Annotated in this window: 14 protein-coding genes; 9 read left to right on the top strand and 5 right to left on the bottom strand. The window is 59.8% G+C overall.

The window, feature by feature from the left end:
• Positions 1-172: 172 nt before the first annotated feature.
• On the top strand, positions 173-748 hold the full coding sequence (locus ACQZ40_RS22305; RefSeq protein ID WP_080858189.1) for a PRC-barrel domain-containing protein: 576 nt from the start codon (positions 173-175) through the stop codon (positions 746-748).
• Positions 749-853: 105 nt separating this feature from the next.
• Here the strand turns inward: ACQZ40_RS22305 and galE are convergent, their stop codons facing one another.
• The 3 genes from galE to ACQZ40_RS22290 all read right to left on the bottom strand — a co-directional run bounded on the left by galE (position 854) and on the right by ACQZ40_RS22290 (position 2,811).
• A complete protein-coding gene (galE, locus tag ACQZ40_RS22300) occupies positions 854-1,837 on the bottom strand; it encodes a UDP-glucose 4-epimerase GalE (RefSeq protein WP_104679835.1) in 984 nt (327 codons plus the stop codon).
• Positions 1,838-2,018: 181 nt separating this feature from the next.
• Entirely contained in the window at positions 2,019-2,456 is a 438-nt protein-coding gene (locus ACQZ40_RS22295; RefSeq protein ID WP_174037362.1) for a hypothetical protein, read from the bottom strand.
• Between the two features lie 10 nt (positions 2,457-2,466).
• Positions 2,467-2,811 carry a DUF883 family protein gene (locus tag ACQZ40_RS22290; protein ID WP_003522534.1) on the bottom strand — a complete coding sequence of 115 codons (345 nt, stop codon included), beginning with the start codon at positions 2,809-2,811 and terminating at the stop codon, positions 2,467-2,469.
• 273 nt (positions 2,812-3,084) lie between these two features.
• On the opposite strand from ACQZ40_RS22290, the gene nspC reads away from it, so the two are divergent.
• Positions 3,085-4,182, top strand: a complete 1,098-nt coding sequence (gene nspC / locus ACQZ40_RS22285; RefSeq protein ID WP_065657307.1) for a carboxynorspermidine decarboxylase — start codon at positions 3,085-3,087, stop codon at positions 4,180-4,182.
• A 60-nt stretch (positions 4,183-4,242) separates the two neighbouring features.
• The gene (locus tag ACQZ40_RS22280; RefSeq protein ID WP_448748663.1) at positions 4,243-5,481 is read left to right on the top strand and encodes a saccharopine dehydrogenase family protein; all 1,239 of its coding nucleotides are present in this window, start codon (positions 4,243-4,245) and stop codon (positions 5,479-5,481) included.
• Positions 5,482-5,779: 298 nt separating this feature from the next.
• Here ACQZ40_RS22280 and ACQZ40_RS22275 read toward each other — a convergent pair whose 3' ends face one another.
• Complete coding sequence (locus ACQZ40_RS22275) at positions 5,780-7,627, bottom strand: DEAD/DEAH box helicase (RefSeq protein ID WP_065657305.1); 1,848 nt, start codon at positions 7,625-7,627, stop codon at positions 5,780-5,782.
• Positions 7,628-8,017: 390 nt separating this feature from the next.
• Between ACQZ40_RS22275 and ACQZ40_RS22270 the strand changes: the two genes are divergently transcribed.
• The 6 genes from ACQZ40_RS22270 to clpB all read left to right on the top strand — a co-directional run bounded on the left by ACQZ40_RS22270 (position 8,018) and on the right by clpB (position 17,960).
• Positions 8,018-9,295, top strand: coding sequence for an aspartate kinase (locus tag ACQZ40_RS22270; protein ID WP_003522538.1), 1,278 nt, complete (start codon positions 8,018-8,020; stop codon positions 9,293-9,295).
• Positions 9,296-9,469: 174 nt separating this feature from the next.
• The gene (gene ptsP, locus ACQZ40_RS22265) at positions 9,470-11,737 is read left to right on the top strand and encodes a phosphoenolpyruvate--protein phosphotransferase (protein ID WP_065657304.1); all 2,268 of its coding nucleotides are present in this window, start codon (positions 9,470-9,472) and stop codon (positions 11,735-11,737) included.
• A 130-nt stretch (positions 11,738-11,867) separates the two neighbouring features.
• Positions 11,868-12,947 (top strand): peptide chain release factor 1, encoded by a 1,080-nt coding sequence (prfA, locus tag ACQZ40_RS22260; RefSeq protein WP_065657303.1) that lies wholly within the window; start codon positions 11,868-11,870, stop codon positions 12,945-12,947.
• Entirely contained in the window at positions 12,944-13,813 is an 870-nt protein-coding gene (prmC, locus tag ACQZ40_RS22255; protein ID WP_220318966.1) for a peptide chain release factor N(5)-glutamine methyltransferase, read from the top strand. Before prfA ends, prmC begins: the two co-directional genes overlap by 4 nt.
• A gap of 396 nt (positions 13,814-14,209) precedes the next feature.
• Positions 14,210-14,968 carry a DUF4167 domain-containing protein gene (locus tag ACQZ40_RS22250; RefSeq protein WP_448748662.1) on the top strand — a complete coding sequence of 253 codons (759 nt, stop codon included), beginning with the start codon at positions 14,210-14,212 and terminating at the stop codon, positions 14,966-14,968.
• Between the two features lie 367 nt (positions 14,969-15,335).
• Positions 15,336-17,960, top strand: coding sequence for an ATP-dependent chaperone ClpB (clpB, locus tag ACQZ40_RS22245; protein ID WP_448748661.1), 2,625 nt, complete (start codon positions 15,336-15,338; stop codon positions 17,958-17,960).
• Positions 17,961-18,066: 106 nt separating this feature from the next.
• On the opposite strand, the gene ACQZ40_RS22240 is transcribed toward clpB, so the two are convergent.
• Positions 18,067-20,013, bottom strand: coding sequence for a M23 family metallopeptidase (locus ACQZ40_RS22240; protein WP_020811299.1), 1,947 nt, complete (start codon positions 20,011-20,013; stop codon positions 18,067-18,069).
• Positions 20,014-20,482 lie beyond the last annotated feature (469 nt).

Here is a 20,482-nt window from a genome sequence, read left to right as displayed (position 1 = left end):
CAATGCCTGATTTTTACCTTCGGTTGTTGCGGTCGGTCACAATCGCACAGACTCGGTTGAAAAAATCGGAACTATTTCAACGACCAACCCGTTTGCCAGACGAACCGGCCGAGGAGCGGAGATAAAATTCATCACCGCCGGCCAGTTGAGAACGATGAAAGGAAGGTACGAAATGGCAAAGAAACTTACAATCCTCGTCACTGCCGCTCTGATGGGCACGACGGCTTTCGCGCCGCTGGCCATCGCTCAGGGCACGACCCAGCCTGCGCCGGCAAATCCGAGTGCGCAGACGGAGCCGGCAACCCCGCCTGCCACACCGATGGCGCCTGCTGCTCCTTCGACCAATGACAGCGCGGCCACAACGACAGGCGGCGCTTATCTCACCGAACAGGGCGAAACGCAGGTCAGCGCCAATGATTATATCGGCAAGGCGGTCTATACCGCGGCCGATGAAAGCATCGGTAACGTCACCAACCTGATCATGGAAGAAGACGGTGGTCTGGTTGCGGCCGTGATTGGCGTCGGAGGCTTCCTGGGTATCGGCGCAAAGGATGTTGCAGTTCCGATGGACAAGGTAACGATGACGCGCAACGCGCAGGACGGCACCATCCGCCTGACCACGACCGAAACGGCGGAAACGCTGAAGGCGGCTCCCGAATTCAAGACGCTGGAACAGAAGGCCAGCGAAAAGAATGCGGCAACGCCGGCGGCTCCTGACAGCACGACGACGTCCGCCACCAAGCCCTAATTCCCGTCCCTGGGAGGCAGGAGCGGGACCGGCTTCAATCAGCTGTCCCGCAGGAGGCACCGGCCAAGAGGCCGGTGTCTTTTTTTATGTTTGTTCGCCGGCTGTTCAATCCCCGGCATTGCGGGAGGAATGCCATGCCCAGGCGGATTTGATGATGTCCGACAGGGAATAACGCGGCTCCCAGCCGAGAACCTCCTTCGCCTTGTCGTTATTGGCGACCAGCGTCGTGGAATCGCCGTCGCGCCGCCCGGTATATTCGACGGGGAAGGGGCGGCCGGAAACCTCCGAAATCGCCGCCAGCAATTCTTTCACCGTGGTGCCGGTGCCGGTGCCGAGGTTGAGTTCGACGGTCTCTCCGCCGGCCAGCAGATAATCCACGGCCCGGACATGCGCATCGGCGAGATCGAGAATGTGGATATAGTCGCGCACGCAGGTGCCGTCGCGCGTGTCGTAATCCGTGCCGAACACCTTGAAGCCCTGACGCCGGCCGAGTGCGGCCTCGATGGCCAGCGGGATCGCGTGGGTTTCCGGCTTGTGCCATTCGCCGATGCGGCCTTCGAAATCCGCGCCGGCGGCATTGAAGTAGCGCAGCATCACGGAGCGCAGCCCCTTATAGGTGCTGTAGTCCTTCAGCGCCTGCTCCACCACCCATTTGGTGCGGCCATAGGGGTTGATCGGCGCCTGCCGGTGCGTCTCGTCGATCGGCACCTGTTCCGGCAACCCGTAAGTTGCGCAGGTGGACGAAAAAACGAATGCCGTGACGCCGGCATCGATGGCGGCGGAGAGCAGGTTGAGCGAGCCGATGACATTGTTGTCGTAGAAAGCCACGGGCTGCTTGACCGATTCACCGACTTCGATCAGCGCTGCGAAATGCAGAACGGCTTCCGGCCGGTGTTTGGCGAAGACCTCATCCAGCCGCGCCCGGTCGCGAATATCGCCCTGTTCGAATGGTCCCCAGCGGACGAATTCCTCATGCCCGTTGGACAGATTGTCGAAAACGACCGGTTCATATCCTCGCTCAGACAGGAGAAGGCAGGTGTGCGAACCGATATAGCCGGCACCGCCGACGACAAGGACTTTCTTCTTCATCAATTGCCTTTCAGAAAATTACGGACGCGTCGAGACTGCCCGAGACTGTATGTCACTTTGTTCAAATAAGGGCGGCGTGGCGGTTAACGCCATCAACCAGTCTATCCTTCGCGGGTAACATAAAAAAAACCGCGCATCCATCGTCTGGACGCGCGGTTTGCCTTGTCGTGTCGCCAAGAAATTACTTGGACTTTTTCGTATTGACCCTTGTGGCCAGGAAACCGGCCGCGACAGCCACGGCGAGCGTCGCATAGGGACGTGCCTGGATCGCCAGCGTCAGCAGCGATTGCAGGGCAAGCGGGGCTGCGGCAAGCGGCGCCGCCGTCAAAGGAGTGACAGCGGGACGTGCGGCATAGACCCTCGGACGTTTGACGATCGCCAGCGCCACCAGCATGATGACGCCGAGCAGGAACGCGGTCCCGGCGACGACGAGCGCAGCGGGGCCTGCACCCACATGCCGGGCAAGATAGATTGACCCCGCCACCACGGCGGCGATGAAGGCTATCAGAAAAAATATCCCTGTCAGGACCGACAGGATTATGGTCGCGCGCAATCGCCGTGTCACGACACGCCCCTCGCGCTGGGTCTCCCCCAGATAGACCAGCAATGCCTCAAGCATGAGCGCGGCCTTATCGACGCGTCAGAAGGGCGAGCACGAAACCGACGCCGACGGCGATGCCGAGGGACTGGAGCGGGTTCTTCTGGACGTGGTCGGTGAGGTTGTCGTTGAGCGTGGAGATTTCATTGCGAACGCTGTCGGCCATTTCTCCGGATGCGGTGAGGGCGTCATCGGCCACACGGGCGGCCTGCGCCTTCAGCTCATGCGAAGCGCCGACGCCGAGCGCCTTCACGCTCTTGGCAAGACTGGCCAGATCTTCGCGAAGCTGGGCGAGCTGCGCTGCCACATCGGCCGCATCGCCGTTTTCGAGGGATTGCTGGATCTTGTCGCTGACGCTGCTACGCACGCTTGCCATAGGGGAGGTCCTTCCTGAACATCATTGATGGGACGACAACACATCACCGCCGTCCGTGAAGCTTCGTTTCGGCGGCCGAAACACCCGCCTGTCCGTCAGTCAAACGCGCCGATGCCGGCTTGGTTCCGCAACGGGACGGGTTTTCTTGATGCCACTTCGGCTCGGGGGCGATTTTCGAGGAATTCGGTGCCCGACATTTGTTTTCCTGTCACAAGCATCCTATAAGGCCCATCATCGAGACGTACCTTGACTTCAATCAATATGTGAAACGACATGCTCCAGACGCCCTATTACCTGATCGACAAGACAAAACTTCTTCGCAACATGGAGAAGATTGCCTATGTGCGGGAAAAATCCGGCGCCAAGGCGCTCTTGGCGCTGAAGTGCTTCGCCACATGGTCGGTGTTCGATTTCATGTCGCAATATATGGACGGCACCACCTCGTCCTCGCTTTATGAAGTGCGCCTCGGCCGCGAGAAATTCGGCGGCGAGACCCATGCCTATTCCGTCGCCTATGCCGATTATGAAATCGACGAGGTGATTGCGAATGCGGACAAGATCATCTTCAATTCCATCGGTCAGCTCGAGCGTTTCGCCGACAAGGCTGCCGGCATCACACGCGGTCTGCGCCTCAACCCGCAGGTCAGCTCCTCGAGCTTCGATCTTGCCGATCCTGCGCGCCCCTTCAGCCGGCTGGGCGAATGGGATGTCGCCAAGGTCGACAAGGTCATGGACCGTATCTCCGGCTTCATGATCCATAATAATTGCGAAAACAGCGATTTTTCCCTGTTCGACCGCATGTTGACGCAGATCGAGGAGAAATTCGGATCGCTGCTGTCGCGTGCGGAGTGGGTCAGTCTCGGCGGCGGCATCCACTTTACCGGCGACAATTATCCGCTCGACCAGTTCTGCGACCGTCTGCGCGCCTTCTCGGAAAAATACGGCGTGCAGGTCTATCTGGAGCCGGGCGAAGCCTCGATCACCAAAAGCACGACGCTCGAGGTGACGGTTCTCGACACGCTGTTCAACGGCAAGAACCTCGCCATCGTCGACAGCTCCATCGAAGCGCATATGCTCGATCTGCTGATCTATCGTGAGAGTGCCAAGGTTTCACCGAACGAAGGCGAGCACCCCTACATGGTCTGCGGCAAATCCTGCCTTGCAGGCGATATCTTCGGCGATTTCCGCTTCGACAGGGAATTGAAGGTCGGCGACCGTATCTCCTTCCAGGACGCGGCCGGCTACACCATGGTCAAGAAGAACTGGTTCAACGGCGTCAAGATGCCGACCATCGCCATCAAGGAACTGGACGGCACCGTGCGCGCCGTTCGTGAATTCGACTTTGCCGATTTCGAGCAAAGCCTGTCTTAAACCCTGTTTTTAACATGAAACGAAGCTCATCCCTGCGGGGAAAAGGAGGCATCACCTGAAATGAAGAAGAACGTTCTGATCATCGGCGCCGGTGGCGTAGCACAGGTCGTGGCGCATAAATGCGCCCAGAACAGCGATGTATTGGGAGACATTCATATTGCGTCACGGACTTTGGGAAAGTGCCGCAAGATTGTCGAGTCCGTACGCGAAAAGAAGAGCCTCAAGACAGATGTAAAACTTGAGGCCCATGCGCTTGACGCGATGGATATCGAGGCGACGAAAGCCTTGATTAAACAGACCGGTGTTGAAATCGTCATCAATGTCGGTTCGGCTTTCGTCAACATGTCCGTTCTTCGTGCCTGCATGGACACGGGTGTTGCCTATATGGATACGGCGATCCACGAGGATCCGACCAAGATCTGCGAGACGCCGCCGTGGTACGGAAACTACGAGTGGAAGCGCGCTGAAGAGTGCAAGGAAAAGGGCATTACCGCCATTCTTGGCGTCGGTTTCGATCCGGGCGTGGTCAACGCCTATGCGCGTCTCGCCAAGGATGACTATTTCGACAAGGTCACCTCGGTCGATATCGTCGATATCAATGCCGGCAGCCACGGTCGCTGGTTCTCCACCAACTTCGACCCGGAGATCAACTTCCGCGAATTCACCGGTGTTGTCTATTCCTGGCAGAATGGCCAGTGGCAGACGAACCAGATGTTCGAGGTCGGTCAGGAATTCGACCTGCCGGTCGTCGGCAAGCAGAAGGCCTACATGACCGGCCATGACGAAGTGCATTCGCTGTCCAAGAACATGGACGGTGCCGATGTGCGCTTCTGGATGGGTTTCGGCGATCACTATATCAACGTCTTCACCGTGCTGAAGAACCTCGGCCTCCTGTCTGAAAAGCCGGTCAAGACCGCCGAAGGCCTGGAAGTCGTGCCGCTGAAGGTGGTCAAGGCCGTGCTGCCCGATCCGTCTTCGCTGGCGCCCGATTATGTCGGCAAGACCTGCATCGGCGATATCGTCAAGGGCATCAAGGACGGCAAGGAGCGCGAAGTCTTCATCTACAACGTGGCCGACCACAAGGAAGCCTATGAAGAAGTCGGCTCGCAGGGCATTTCCTACACCGCCGGCGTTCCGCCGGTCGCCGCCGCCATGCTCATCGCCACTGGCGAATGGGACGTGAAGCAGATGGCCAATGTGGAAGAACTGCCGCCGAAGCCGTTCCTGAACATTCTGAACAAGATCGGCCTTCCGAACCGCATCAAGGACGAAAACGGCGATCGCGCGCTGGAGTTCTGATTGCCGGTGTTGTGATTGCGTTAAATAGAAAGCCCCGCGAAAGCGGGGCTTTTTTGTTGGTGGCGACGTCTGCCGACCAGAATAGTTTGGCGAATTCGTAGCATCCTTACCGTCACCCCGGATTTAGTCCGGGGTCCAGCGCGATCAAGTCCTTGATCGCGGGAGAGTCTTCTCACGGCGCAGACGCGCCGTGGTTGGATGCCGGCTCAAGGCCGGCATGACGGCCGAAACCTTGCTGCCGGTCTCAAGTCCCAGATGAACGTGAGCCGAGATTGCTGAGGCTTGTGACGAGTGGCCCTCAGCCCTTCGTCGGCTTCGGCCCACGCTTTTCGAAGGGCTTGTCCTTCTTGCCCTCGTATTTCGGCTTGTCGCCGAAGGGCTTTTTCTTTTTCCAGGGCTTGTCGTCGCCCTTGCGGTCATCGCGGGGGCCGCTTGCATTGTCCGATTTGCTGAATTTCCGCTGCGCCTTGGCCGGGCGTGTGTCTTCGCGGAAACCGCCGGTCATTTCCGGCTTGCCTTCCAGCGCCTTCAGACGGATGCCCTTTTCGAGCGTCATGTCCTTGCCGATGGCAGAGGTGAAACGGTCGACAGCATCGGCCGCCAGTTCCACGAAGGTCTCCGTCTGCTGCATGCGGATCGCGCCGATATCCTGGCGGGTGATCTTGCCGAAACGGCAGAGCATGGGGATCAGCCAGCGCGGTTCGGCGCTCTGCTTGCGGCCGACGGACAGCGAAAACCAGGCGCTGTCGGCGAAATCGGAGCGTTCGCGGCGCGGCGCATTGTTCTCGACCGTCTCGAAGCTGTCGCGGCGCGGCTTGCGGTTGTTGTCCAGCGAGACTTCGGCGATGTCTTCGGGCGCGGAACGTCCGGCGTGGTAAAGGCGCACGAAAGCGGCGGCGACCTTTTCCGCGCCATGCTGTTCGAGCAGCCTGGTGACGAAATCGCGCTCGTCCTCGGCCACGGCCTCGGTCAGCGACGGATCGGCCAGAAGCCGGGCGCCATCGCGCTCAACGATCTCTTCAGCCGAAGGCGGGCGAACCCATGCCGGGCTGACCTTGGCGCCTTCCAGCAGGCGCTCTGCCTTGCGGCGCTGGTTGATCGGCACCACGATGGCGCTGACGCCCTTCTGACCGGCGCGGCCGGTGCGGCCGGAGCGATGCAGAAGCGTTTCGGAATTGGTCGGCAGGTCGGCGTGGATGACGAGTTCGAGACCCGGCAAGTCGATACCGCGGGCGGCAACGTCGGTCGCCACACAAACGCGGGCGCGGCCGTCGCGCATGGCCTGCAGCGCATGGGTGCGCTCGTTCTGGGTCAGTTCGCCGGAAAGGGCCACGACGGCAAAGCCGCGATTGTTGAGCCGCGCCGTCAGATGGTTCACCGCCGCACGGGTGGAGCAGAAGACGATGGCATTGCGGGCTTCATAAAAGCGCAGCGCATTGATGATGGCGTTCTCACGGTCGGCCGGCGTCACCAGCATGGCGCGGTATTCGATATCCACATGCTGCTTCTGTTCGGAAGCGGTGGCGATGCGCACGGCGTTCTTCTGGTAGCTTTCCGCAAGCTTGGCGATGCTGCGCGGAACGGTGGCCGAGAACATCAGCGTGCGGCGGGTTTCCGGCGATTCTTCCAGAATGAATTCCAGATCTTCACGGAAACCGAGATCGAGCATCTCGTCGGCCTCATCCAGCACCACGGCGCGGATGGACGACAGATCGAGCGCGCCACGCTTGATATGGTCGCAAAGACGCCCGGGCGTGCCGACGACGATGTGAGCGCCGCGTTCGAGCGCCCGGCGCTCGTTGCGCACATCCATGCCGCCGACGCAGGAGGCAATCGAGACACCTGCGAATTCATAGAGCCACTCCAGCTCGCGCTTGACCTGCATGGCCAGTTCGCGGGTCGGCGCGATGGCGAGCGCCAAGGGTGCGGAAGCCTGACCGAAGCGGCCGCTCTCCGGCAGCAGCGTCGGCGCCAGTGCGATGCCGAAGGCAACCGTCTTGCCGGAGCCGGTCTGTGCGGAAACCAGCGCATCCTTGTCGGCCAGTTCGGGTGCAAGCATGGCCTGCTGCACGGGGGTCAAATCTTTATAGCCGCGTTTTTCCAACGCCTGCGCGATCGCCGGGGCGATACCCTGGGTGTCTGTCATCTACCGTCTTTCGGATATGAAGCCGCCCGCATCCGCCCGAAACCAATAGGTCCTAAAGTCTCCGGGGCAGCCGATACAGGCCATTTCGGCCATCTGGCCGGTTGCATTGCCGCGCTCATACTGCGAATGGGCCGGTTTGTACAGTGCACTGCGGTACGCTCTTTTGCGGGTGCTTTATCCCGCCGACGTTTTCATCCCGCCATTGTTCCGGAGCGACGCTGCGAAAAAGGCGTACCGCATGGTTCATAAACGGCATTGCGTGCCCCCCGCCTTTTCGCTAAGAGACCCGCAACTTGAGGCTCTTTGTCAGGAAGAGCCGACTGGGTTTGTTCTTGTCCGTCCGCTTCCTGAAGGAGCCGGCGGGAAAATGGGATGGTACTGGTCAAGGCTATGGCTCGCATTGTCATGAAATTCGGCGGCACGTCCGTCGCGAACCTCGAACGCATTCACAATGTCGCACGGCATGTGAAACGCGAAGTGGATGCCGGCCATGAAGTGGCCGTGGTCGTTTCCGCCATGTCCGGCAAAACCAATGAGCTGGTGGACTGGGTGCAGAACGCCGCGAAGGTGGCCGGCGCCAATGCCGCCTCCTTTTTCGATGCGCGCGAATATGACGCGGTTGTTGCATCCGGCGAGCAGGTGACGTCAGGCCTTCTGGCGATCACGCTGCAATCCATGGGCATCAATGCGCGCTCCTGGCAGGGCTGGCAGATCCCGATCCGCACCGACAATGCGCATGGCGCCGCCCGCATTCTTGAAATCGACGGTTCGGATATCATCCATCGCATGGGTGAAGGCCAGGTTGCCGTTGTCGCCGGTTTCCAGGGCATCGGCCCGGACAATCGCATCGCGACGCTCGGACGCGGCGGTTCGGATACGTCCGCCGTTGCAATTGCCGCTGCCGTCAAGGCGGATCGTTGCGACATCTATACCGATGTCGACGGCGTTTATACGACCGATCCGCGCATCGAGCCCAAGGCTCGCCGCATGAAGAAGATCGCCTTCGAGGAAATGCTCGAAATGGCGTCTCTTGGCGCGAAGGTTCTGCAGGTTCGCTCGGTCGAGCTTGCCATGGTACACAAGGTGCGCACCTTCGTTCGCTCCAGTTTCGAGGATCCCGATGCGCCGGGCATGGGCGACCTCATCAACCCGCCCGGTACTTTGATTTGTGACGAGGATGAAATCGTGGAACAGGAAGTCGTAACCGGCATCGCCTATGCCAAGGATGAAGCACAGATCTCGCTGCGCCGCGTGGCCGACCGTCCGGGCGTTTCCGCCGCGATCTTCGGGCCGCTCGCCGAAGCGCATATCAACGTCGACATGATCGTGCAGAACATCTCCGAAGACGGTTCGCGCACCGACATGACCTTTACCGTTCCTTCGGGCGACGTTGCCAAGGCGATCAAGCTTCTGGAAGACAACAAGGCCCAGATCGGCTTCGATGTTGCCCAGAACGAGACCGGTCTCGCCAAGGTTTCGGTCATCGGTATCGGCATGCGCAGCCACGCCGGCGTTGCCGCCAGCGCGTTTAAGGCGCTTGCCGAGAAGAACATCAACATCAAGGCGATCACCACCTCCGAGATCAAGATTTCGATCCTGATCGACGGCGCCTATGCCGAACTTGCGGTTCGCACTTTGCATTCCGCCTACGGTCTCGATAAGAGCTAAGCCGAGACATCGGTTCCCGATGCTCCGATTCTTCGGAGTTGCGTTCTTCCGATGTGGCGTTTCATGAAAGCGTGTCCCTTGCGGGACGCGCTTCTCGCGCTATAAATTTTTAAATGACCTTTTGATTCCCGAATATTATGACATTCGGATCGGAAGTGTCGGGGAGCAAACGCGATGAGAGACCTTTCCGCAGGTCCGCGCGTCCTGCTCAAGCGGCTGCGCGAAATGATGGCGGAGCACCTTGAACCGCAGGACCGTCTGGACCAGATCGTCCGTCAGATTGCCAGCAACATGGTGGCGGAGGTTTGCTCGGTCTATGTGCTGCGCTCCGACAGCGTGCTCGAGCTTTACGCGACCGAAGGTCTGAACAAGGATGCCGTGCATCTTGCCCAGCTGAAAATGGGGCAGGGTCTTGTCGGCACCATCGCCGCTTCCGCCCAACCTCTCAATCTTTCCGATGCGCAGGCGCATCCCGCTTTCCGCTATCTCCCTGAAACCGGTGAGGAAATTTATCATTCCTTCCTCGGCGTGCCGATTTTGCGTTCCGGTCGCACTCTTGGCGTTCTTGTGGTCCAGAACAAGGCCAGCCGAACATACCGGGAGGATGAAGTGGAAGCGCTTGAGACAACCGCGATGCTCATTGCCGAAATAGTGGCGAGCGGCGAGTTGAAGAAGATCACCCGCCCCGGGGTGGAGCTGGACCTGACGCGCGCCGTTTCCATCGATGGCGACGGCTATGGCGAAGGCATCGGTCTTGGCCATGTCGTGTTGCATGATCCGCGTATCGTCGTCACCAACCTGCTCAATGAAGATGCCGATACGGAAATCCGGCGTCTTGCCGATGCCATCGGCTCGCTGCGTCTGTCCATCGACGACATGCTGCAGCGTCGCGATGTGCCGACCGAGGGTGAGCACCGCGAGGTTCTGGAAACCTACCGCATGTTCGCTCACGACCAGGGCTGGGTGCGGCGCATGGAAGAGGCGATCCGAAACGGCCTGACGGCGGAGGCGGCGGTCGAGAAGGTGCAGAGCGACACCAAGGCGCGCATGATGCGCCTGACCGATCCCTATCTGCGCGAGCGCATGCATGATTTCGACGATCTCGCCAACCGGCTGCTGCGGCAGTTGATCGGTTTTGGCGGTCGTGGGCCGGAGCAGGATTTCCCGCTCGACGCCATCGTTCTGGCGCGCGCCATGGGTGCTGCCGAACTGCTGGATTACCCGCGTGAAAAACTGCGTGGTCTGGTGCTGGAAGATGGCGCGGTGACGAGCCATGTCGTCATTGTGGCCCGTGCCATGGGCATTCCGATCATCGGACAGGCGACCGGTATCGTCGCTCTGGCGGAAAACAACGATCCCATCATTATCGATGGCGATGACGGCCAGGTGCATCTGCGCCCGATGTCGGATTTGCAGCGTGCTTATGAAGAAAAGGTGCGCCTGCGCGCCCGGCGGCAGGAGCAGTTCCGCGCGCTGCGCAATGTCGAGCCGATCACCAAGGATGGCCAGAAGGTCAATCTGAAGATGAATGCGGGCCTTCTGGTGGACCTGCCGCAGCTTGACGAATCCGGCGCCGACGGCATTGGCCTGTTCCGCACCGAGCTGCAATTCATGATCGCCTCCAACATGCCGAAGGGCGAGGAGCAGGAGGCGTTCTATCGCTCCGTCCTGCGGCAGGCGAAGGGTAAGAGCGTCACCTTCCGCACGCTCGATATCGGCGGCGACAAGGTCGTTTCTTATATGCGCGGGCAGGAAGAGGAAAATCCGGCGCTGGGCTGGCGGGCGATCCGCCTGTCGCTGGACCGGCCGGGCCTGATGCGAACGCAGATGCGCGCGCTGCTGCGCGCCGCCTCGGGTGCCGAACTGCGCATGATGCTGCCGATGGTGACGGAAGTGTCGGAAATCCGCGCCGCTCGCGACCTTTTGCAGAAGGAAGTGCAGCATCTTTCGAAATTCAGCCATGCGTTGCCGAAAAAGCTGCAATTCGGCGCCATGCTGGAAGTGCCATCGCTGATGTGGCAGCTCGATGAGCTGATGCAGGAGGTGGATTTCGTGTCCGTCGGTTCGAACGACCTGTTCCAGTTCTCGATGGCGGTAGACCGCGGCAATGCGCGTGTTTCGGATCGTTTCGACAATCTCGGCAAGCCGTTTCTGCGCATTCTGCGCGATATCGTCCGCGCTGGCGAAAGGCACCACACCTCGGTCACGCTGTGCGGCGAAATGGCGGGCAAGCCGCTTTCGGCCATGGCGTTGATCGGCCTCGGCTTCCGTTCTGTTTCCATGTCGCCGACGGCCATTGGTCCGGTCAAGGCCATGCTGCTCGGGCTCGATGCCGCGCGCCTGGCCGAAGAGCTGAACGCGGCGCTGGACGACCATAATTCGCTGGAAAGCGCGCGCGAGGTGTTGTTACGCTTTGCCGCGACGCATTCCATTCCCATCTAGAGCATTTCCAGGAAAAGTGGACCCCGGTTTTCCGTCCGGAAATGCGTTAAAGCAAAAAGTTAGAGCGTTTTCGCGTTTCGAAGAGAAGCGAAAACGCTCTAAAAGACCTGTTTCATTATTGGAGTGACTGGTGGCGAAGCTTCCCGTCGAAAAAATGCGCGAGTTGGAAAGGCGTTTCGGTGAGATCGAAGCGCGTATGTCGGCCGGGCCTGCTGCGGATGTCTATGTGAAACTGGCTTCGGAATATTCCGAACTCGAGCCGGTGGTGAAGAAAATCCGCGACTACGAGAAGGCGGTTTCCGAAGCCGCCGATCTGGAGGCGCTGCTGGCCGACAAGTCGACCGACAAGGATATGCGCGACCTGGCGGAAATGGAGCTGCCGGATGTCGAGGTCCGCATCGGCGAGCTTGAAAAGGACATGCAGGTTCTGCTGCTGCCGAAGGATGCGGCGGACGAAAAAAGCGCGATTCTCGAAATTCGGGCGGGCACCGGCGGCTCCGAGGCAGCCCTTTTCGCCGGCGATCTGTTCCGCATGTATGAGCGCTTCGCCTCGACCAAGGGCTGGAAGGTTGAAGTGCTTTCCGCAAGCGAGGGCGAAGCGGGCGGTTACAAGGAAATCATCGCGACGATCAGCGGGCGAGGGGTGTTCTCCAAGCTGAAATTCGAATCCGGCGTGCACCGGGTGCAGCGCGTGCCGGAAACGGAAGCGAGCGGCCGCATCCATACGTCTGCCGCCACCGTTGCGGTCCTGCCGGAAGCGGAAGATATCGATATCGAAATCCGCCCGGAAGACATTCGCATCGATACGATGCGTGCTTCGGGTGCAGGCGGCCAGCACGTCAACACCACCGACTCCGCCGTTCGCATCACCCATCTGCCGACGGGCCTGATCGTTACCAGCTCGGAGAAATCGCAGCATCAGAACCGCGCCAAGGCCATGCAGGTCCTGCGCTCGCGTCTCTACGACATCGAGCGCCAGAAAGTGGAGAGCGAACGTTCAGCCGACCGTAAGAGCCAGGTAGGTTCCGGCGACCGTTCCGAGCGCATCCGCACCTATAACTTCCCGCAGGGCCGCGTTACCGATCACCGCATCAACCTCACGCTCTACAAGCTGGACCGGATGATCGAAGGCGAGATCGATGAGCTGGTGGATGCGCTGATCGCCGACTATCAGGCGGGGCAGCTTGCACAGCTCGGCGAACAGCTTTGAGCACGGCCGCTGAAGCGAGTGTTGCGAGTGCGCTTGCCGCAGCCCGCAAAAGATTGCAGGCGGCGGGGATCGCCGATCCGCTTCTCGATGCGCGGCTTTTGATTGCGGAGGTTGTCGGTTTTTCATTGACCGATTTCGTGATGAAACCTGATCGTGCCGTTATGCCGGAAGAAAGCGCCCGTATCGCGGCCATGATCGAAAGGCGGGCGAATGGCGAGCCCGTTCACCGTATTCTCGGCCACCGGGAATTTCATGGCCTCGACCTTCTTTTGTCTAAGGAGACGCTCGAGCCCCGGCCGGATACGGAAGTTCTTGTCGATACCCTGTTGCCGGCGCTGAAAAAAGCCGTTTCCGCCAAGGGCAGCGCCCGCATTCTGGATATGGGCACCGGGACCGGCGCGATCTGTCTGGCGCTGTTGAAGGAGTGCCCCGAAGCAACCGGTATCGGCAGCGATATTTCCGCCGATGCGCTCGAAACGGCGGTCCGGAATGCGGCCCGAAACGATCTCGGCGGGCGCTTCGAGGCCATCCGCAGCGACTGGTTTGAAAAAATCTCTGGCCGCTTTGACATAATTGTGTCGAATCCGCCTTATATAAGGAGTGATATCGTCGCAACGCTTGACCAGGAGGTTCGTATCCACGACCCGATGGCGGCGCTGGATGGAGGTCAGGACGGCCTTGCACCGTACCGCCTCATTGCTGCCGATGCAGGCCGCTTTCTTGTGGAAAACGGGATTGTCGGTGTGGAGATCGGTTTCGATCAAAGGCTTGATGTTTCCGCTATATTTGCTTCCCACGGCTTCTCTCTTCTGGACGCCGTGAAGGATTATGGCGGTAACGACAGAGTTTTGACCTTCCGGAGATAGTTGTTCGCGATATGTCTGCGGATTTTTTGCAAGGATATTTTGCACAGCAAAAGAAAAGGCTTGGATTTCCGCAGGAAGCGGGATAGTTTGCGGCCACATGCCGGGTGGCTGAGGACGAACACAGATTCGTCAGGGTATGGGTCAGTCCCGAAGCGGGTTCTTTAAAGAGCCCTGAAAGGCTGGGCGTTTCCGGCATGTGAATCAGTAAACTTTGTTCGCAGGCGGCTCGGTGCAGCATTTGCGCAGCCGGTCGTCATACGCGAGGTCTTGCCCTGGGGTTATCTTCGGCAAGGCGCGTGATGGAGCAATTTCAGGAAAAATTTCCAGCGGTTTTCCGCCCGGAATTGCATGAAAACAACCAGATTGTCAGCAAAACAGAATTCAGGTGAGCAATTGATGAGGCCAGGACAGCAAAACAAGCGCGGCCGGGGGCGTGGAAACAACAACAATAACAATGGTGGCGGTAACAACAACTTCAACCGCAAGGGCGGCAACCCGCTCACCAGGACTTATGACAGTTCCGGCCCCGATGTTAAAATCCGTGGCACAGCCCAGCACATAGCGGAAAAATACGCGGCTCTGGCGCGCGACGCGCAGAGTTCCGGCGACCGCGTGATCGCTGAGAACTATCTGCAGCACGCTGAACACTATAACCGCATCATCGCTTCGGCTCAGGCCCAGATGCAGGAACGCTTCCAGCGCGACGACCGCGGCGAGTACAATGCTGCCGACGGCGACGATATGGATGTGAACGACGGCGATGAAGGCGTCATTGCACCGCAGCAGCAGGCCGAACAGGCCGAGCGCGCGCAGCAGCCGGAACGTCAGGAGCGTCGTGAGCGCCCGGACCGCCGCGAGCGGCAGGAGCGTCAGCCGCGCCAGCCGCAGGTAGCCGCCGAACAGCAGCCGCCGGTATACGACGCCAGCCAGGCGCCGCAGCCCGTCATCGAAGGCACACCCATGGAAGTCGCCGTCGAAGAAGAGCAGCAGCAGGCGGAAGCTCCGGCGGGCGAACGCGCACCGAAGGCACGCCGTGCAACCGGACCGCGCCAGCGCCGCCCGCGCCGCACCGCCGCTGCGGAAGGCGCCGAAGGCGAAGATGCGCCGGCCGGTGAAGAGGCGGCACCCGCCACGCTTGAGAACGCTGCCGAATAAGCAGCTTCTGCAAATTACTCTGCGATCGAAAAACTCCGGCTTGCCGGAGTTTTTTGTTTTTTGGCGGTTGGTGATGAACATTCCGCCAGCAATCGGCGTGCTTTCATGTGGCGAATTGATAACTGTCAAATCATGTGAAAATTTCCCGGACGGTGGATTTTCTCCCCTTTAAACCGATGAAAATGCCTCCCATATTCGTGCAGGACGGACGGAAGCCGCATTCGCCGGCAACCGACCATCAAGAGGCGGCGATCGTGAAATCCTATAAACACGGCTGTCGTAGCGGGGCTTGCCTTTTGAGGGAGCCTCAACCCTAACACCCGGAGCCGTGCCGAAAGCGGGCGGGCCGGTCTATGGAGGTTCGACTATGAATATTGAAAAATACTCCGAGCGCGTTCGCGGTTTTCTGCAATCGGCACAGACCTTTGCGCTGGCCGAAAACCATCAGCAGTTTTCGCCCGAACACGTTCTGAAAGTTCTGCTCGATGACGAGCAGGGCATGGCGGCATCGCTGATCGAGCGCGCCGGCGGCAACGCCAAGGAGGCGCGTCTTGCCAATGATGCGGCGCTTGCCAAGTTGCCCAAGGTTTCGGGCGGCAATGGCGGCCTTTCGCTCACCGCGCCGCTCGCCAAAGTGTTCTCGACCGCGGAAGATCTCGCCAAGAAGGCCGGCGACAGTTTTGTCACTGTCGAGCGTCTGCTTCAGGCGCTTGCGATTGAAAGCTCCGCCACCACCTCGGCTTCTCTGAAGAAGGCTGGCGCAACGGCGCAGGCGCTCAATCAGGTCATCAACGATATCCGCAAGGGCCGCACCGCCGATAGCGCCAATGCCGAACAGGGCTTCGATGCGCTGAAGAAATTCGCGCGCGACCTGACGGAAGAGGCTCGTGAAGGCAAGCTCGACCCGGTGATCGGCCGCGACGACGAAATCCGCCGCACCATCCAGGTGCTGTCACGCCGCACCAAGAACAATCCCGTGCTGATCGGTGAACCCGGCGTCGGTAAAACGGCGATTGCCGAAGGCCTTGCGTTGCGCATCGTCAATGGCGACGTGCCGGAAAGTCTGAAGGACAAGAAGCTGATGGCGCTCGATATGGGCGCGCTGATCGCCGGTGCGAAATATCGCGGTGAGTTCGAAGAACGTCTGAAGGCTGTGCTCAATGAAGTGCAGGCCGAAAATGGCGGCATCATCCTGTTCATCGATGAGATGCACACGCTGGTCGGCGCTGGCAAGGCCGATGGTGCGATGGATGCTTCCAACCTCCTGAAGCCCGCGCTTGCCCGTGGGGAGTTGCACTGCGTCGGCGCCACCACGCTCGATGAGTACCGCAAGCATGTGGAAAAGGACCCGGCCCTTGCCCGCCGTTTCCAGCCCGTTCTTGTGGATGAGCCGACCGTGGAAGACACGATCTCGATCCTGCGCGGCTTGAAGGAAAAATACGAACAGCATCACAAGGTCCGTATCTCGGATTCGGCCCTGGTTGCGGCTGCGACGCTTTCCAACCGTTATATCACTGACCGCTTCCTGCCCGACAAGGCAATCGACCTGATGGACGAAGCCGCTTCGCGTCTTCGCATGCAGGTGGATTCCAAGCCGGAGGAACTGGACGAACTGGATCGCCGCATCATTCAGCTCAAGATCGAGCGCGAAGCCCTGAAGCAGGAAACGGACCAGTCGTCCGCCGACCGCCTCAAGAAGCTCGAGGACGAGTTGGCCGATACGGAAGAAAAGGCGGATGCGCTGACGGCCCGCTGGCAGGCGGAAAAGCAGAAGCTCGGCCATGCCGCTAACCTCAAGAAGCGGCTGGACGAAGCCCGCAACGAATTGGCGATTGCCCAGCGCAATGGTCAGTTCCAGCGCGCCGGCGAGCTGACCTATGGCATCATTCCGGGTCTCGAAAAGGAACTGGCTGCGGCGGAAGCCCGCGATAGCAGCGGTGCCGGCTCGATGGTTCAGGAAGTGGTGACGGCGGACAATATCGCCCATGTCGTTTCCCGCTGGACAGGCATTCCGGTCGACAAGATGCTGGAAGGCCAGCGCGAAAAGCTGCTGCGCATGGAAGACGAGCTTGCCAAGTCCGTTGTCGGGCAAGGCGAGGCCGTTCAGGCGGTTTCCAAGGCGGTTCGCCGTTCGCGCGCCGGCCTTCAGGATCCCAACCGGCCGATCGGTTCGTTCATCTTCCTCGGCCCGACGGGCGTGGGCAAGACCGAGCTGACCAAGTCGCTCGCCCGCTTCCTGTTCGACGACGAAACCGCGATGGTTCGCCTCGACATGTCGGAATATATGGAGAAACACTCCGTTGCCCGGCTGATCGGTGCGCCTCCCGGCTATGTCGGTTACGAAGAAGGCGGGGCGCTCACGGAAGCGGTTCGCCGCCGGCCCTATCAGGTCGTGCTGTTCGACGAGATCGAGAAAGCGCATCCGGACGTGTTCAACGTCCTCTTGCAGGTGCTGGATGATGGCCGCCTCACGGATGGCCAGGGCCGCACCGTCGATTTCAAGAACACCATCATCATCATGACCTCGAACCTCGGTTCGGAATTCATGACGCAGATGGGCGACAATGACGATGTGGATTCCGTTCGTGATCTGGTTATGGAGCGGGTCCGGTCGCATTTCCGGCCGGAATTCCTCAACCGTATCGACGATATCATCCTCTTCCACCGCCTGCGGCGCGACGAAATGGGTGCAATTGTCGAAATCCAGCTGAAGCGCCTCATCTCGCTGCTCGGCGATCGCAAGATTTCGCTCGAACTGGATGAGGATGCCCGCAACTGGCTTGCCAATAAGGGTTACGATCCGGCTTATGGCGCGCGTCCGCTGAAGCGGGTGATCCAGAAGGCAGTTCAGGACAGGCTTGCCGAAATGATCCTCGGCGGCGAAGTGCCGGATGGATCGCGGGTCAAGGTGACCTCGGGCACGGACCGGCTGCTGTTCAAGGTCAAGCCCGCCAAGGGTGAGGCCGAAGCTGAAACGGCCGATGCCGCATAAAATGAAAGGGCTCCGGAAACGGAGCCCTTTTCACGTGACCGGGCCTTTTTCACATGACCGGGCCCTTTTCATATGACCGGGATTATCGTTCGGGTCTCCCCGCAGATCAGCGGCTCGCCACCTGATTGGGCTTTTCGTCAATATTCAGCAGATTGTCGATGCGCTTTCTCTCATCGGAGAAACGCGCCAGCGCCTCGCCGGAAAGCGACTTGCCGCCCGGCAGGCGCACCTTCATCGCATCCACCTTGGTGCCGTTGACGATCAGCTCGTAATGCAGATGCGCGCCGGTCGAAAGGCCGGTCGATCCCACGTAACCGATGACCTGGCCCTGCCGGACCTTTGCGCCTTCGGTGACACCCTTGGCGATGGCGCTCTGGTGGTTATAGGAAGAGACATAGCCATTGGCATGGCGGATCAGCGTCTGGTTGCCGTAACCGGAGGCCCATCCGGCCTTTTCGACAGTGCCGTTGCCCGTCGCGATAATGGGCGTGCCGCGGGCGGCGGCCCAGTCGGTGCCGGTATGCATGCGGCTGAATTTCAAAACCGGGTGACGGCGCATGCCGAAACCGGATGTCATGCGGCCGTTCGGAACCGGGTTGCGCAACAGGAACTGCCGGATGCTTTTGCCGTTCTCGTCGAAGTAATCGATGCTGTTGTCGTCCGGGTTCTGGAACCGGTAAAAACGTGTCTCGTTGTCGCCGAATTTGGCGTTGACGTAGAGCAGTTCCGACTTGTCCGTTGCCTTGCCATCCGCGTCTTCCACGGAGAAGAAGGCTTCGAGCGTATCTGCCGGCTTGAGCTGCGCCTGAAAATCGACGCTGCTGGCCAGAAGCTTGATGAGCTGCGAAACCATGCCCTGGTTCATGCCGTAAGCCAGAGCCGCACGGTAGACCCCGTCATAAACGCTCGGCAGATCGCGCCCGGCGGCAGGCGCCGGGGTGCTGTCGAAGGCGGTCGCCACGGCATCGAGTTTCGGCGGTTCGCTGGCCTTGATGAAGCGTTTGCTGTCATCGATGGCCATGGTGACCATGTGGCGGCCCTTGCGATAAAGGCTCACGCGTACGATGTCGCTTTTCTCGTCTTCCTGAATAATGCCAACGCGCAGCACATCGCCGCTTTCGACATTGTTCGACTGGATTTGCGGCGATAGCAGCCCGGCGATTTCCGAGGACTGCGCCTTGGAATAGCCGGCGCCGAAAAGGGCGGCCTCGATGGTTTCGGTCTGGCGGGCAGGGATCACGTCGTCGGCATATTCCTTGACAGGCACCGAGGCGGACTGCGGGGTCGAGACCGACATGTTCTGTTCGACGACACGGGCGGCAAGGCCAGCGGTAATGTCGACATCGCCGTCATCATTATCGAAACGGCGTGGGTCAATGTAATAGAGCGCGGCCAATTGCTCGTTGCCGTCCGTCAGGATCGAACCATTCGAGCGCACCGCCTCCTCGACCTCGTCGAAGCTCAATGAGCCGGCGAAGGCATATTTGGAGTGCTGGACGGGAAAAGCGACAGTCTTCAGGCTGACTTCGGATTCAACTTCGGAACCATAGATCGTTCCCGTCCGGCTAGGCGCGGGTGCCGATGCGTCCTTGTCCTCGTTGCTGGCAAAAATATTCAGGGGATCGAAGGCGGGATAGTCATCCTGCTTGGCGTAATTTGACGCCAGCGGAATCTTGACATGGGAGAAGGGGACCTTGCGGACCACTTCCTTGTCGCCTTCATTGATGACGGTGGAAACTTCCATGATCGACCGGTCGGACGGCCGGGCCGCGATATTCGGTGCGACGAGGCGCGTTCCGCGACGGGCGGCTTCCGTGGCATTGTTACCCATATCCGCCTTGGCGAAGGCTTCGGCGGGAATGGCAAGCTGCTGGCGACCGTCAAGAGCGGCAAACAGCGCCACGCCCATCAATATGGAGGAGGTAATGCCGGTGAGGAACGTGCCGGACAGCCATCGAAGGGAAATTTCGCGACGATCGGGTGCACGGCGTCCTTCCGCCAGAATTGGCGGTTCCGTGCCTAGCGACCGGATCACATTGCGATCCGCAGTCATACCAGCTGTGCCCCGTCGGTCATGCGCTCTCCAGAAACTTCAGGCGAAGGTGTGCAACTTTCAAAGCTGGGAGTCAAATCTGTCGACGCACCAGCGGGACATGTCGCAGCAGCCCATATAAGGACACGCGCAGGCATGTCTCGTATTAACGCTTCGTTGACGAAGCAATTAGCGAGGAAGGGGGCTAAAAGAAGGCGTGAGCCCTGCCTTGATGCCCGGCGGCCTGTTCTCCTGTGCAAAACCATGAGTGTGGTTGCGTCTTTTTATGCCGATAAGCTCATGAAAACGAAATTCCCTTTTACAATCAGGCACATATCACATTTCTTATTTTTTTTGATATTGCTATGTTGACTTGTTTGAGGGTGATCTCTTATAAGTCCGCTCACTGAACGAGGGCGGCGGCGCTGCTGGCGACGGCGACTTTCGTTCTGAAGAAATCAAGTTGATGAGCTGAATGCTTGTTGGTTTC

It is taken from the genome of Agrobacterium sp. 16-172Ci, assembly GCF_053522725.1.
This window is presented reverse-complemented; position numbering and strand designations above follow the sequence as displayed.

Coding starts and splice junctions, on each gene's coding strand:
- ACQZ40_RS22305 (WP_080858189.1), top strand. CDS start 173: ATGGCAAAGAAACTTACAATCCTCGTCACTGCCGCTCTGATGGGCACG.
- galE (WP_104679835.1), bottom strand. CDS start 1,837: ATGAAGAAGAAAGTCCTTGTCGTCGGCGGTGCCGGCTATATCGGTTCG.
- ACQZ40_RS22295 (WP_174037362.1), bottom strand. CDS start 2,456: ATGCTTGAGGCATTGCTGGTCTATCTGGGGGAGACCCAGCGCGAGGGG.
- ACQZ40_RS22290 (WP_003522534.1), bottom strand. CDS start 2,811: ATGGCAAGCGTGCGTAGCAGCGTCAGCGACAAGATCCAGCAATCCCTC.
- nspC (WP_065657307.1), top strand. CDS start 3,085: ATGCTCCAGACGCCCTATTACCTGATCGACAAGACAAAACTTCTTCGC.
- ACQZ40_RS22280 (WP_448748663.1), top strand. CDS start 4,243: ATGAAGAAGAACGTTCTGATCATCGGCGCCGGTGGCGTAGCACAGGTC.
- ACQZ40_RS22275 (WP_065657305.1), bottom strand. CDS start 7,627: ATGACAGACACCCAGGGTATCGCCCCGGCGATCGCGCAGGCGTTGGAA.
- ACQZ40_RS22270 (WP_003522538.1), top strand. CDS start 8,018: ATGGCTCGCATTGTCATGAAATTCGGCGGCACGTCCGTCGCGAACCTC.
- ptsP (WP_065657304.1), top strand. CDS start 9,470: ATGAGAGACCTTTCCGCAGGTCCGCGCGTCCTGCTCAAGCGGCTGCGC.
- ACQZ40_RS22250 (WP_448748662.1), top strand. CDS start 14,210: ATGAGGCCAGGACAGCAAAACAAGCGCGGCCGGGGGCGTGGAAACAAC.
- clpB (WP_448748661.1), top strand. CDS start 15,336: ATGAATATTGAAAAATACTCCGAGCGCGTTCGCGGTTTTCTGCAATCG.
- ACQZ40_RS22240 (WP_020811299.1), bottom strand. CDS start 20,013: ATGACTGCGGATCGCAATGTGATCCGGTCGCTAGGCACGGAACCGCCA.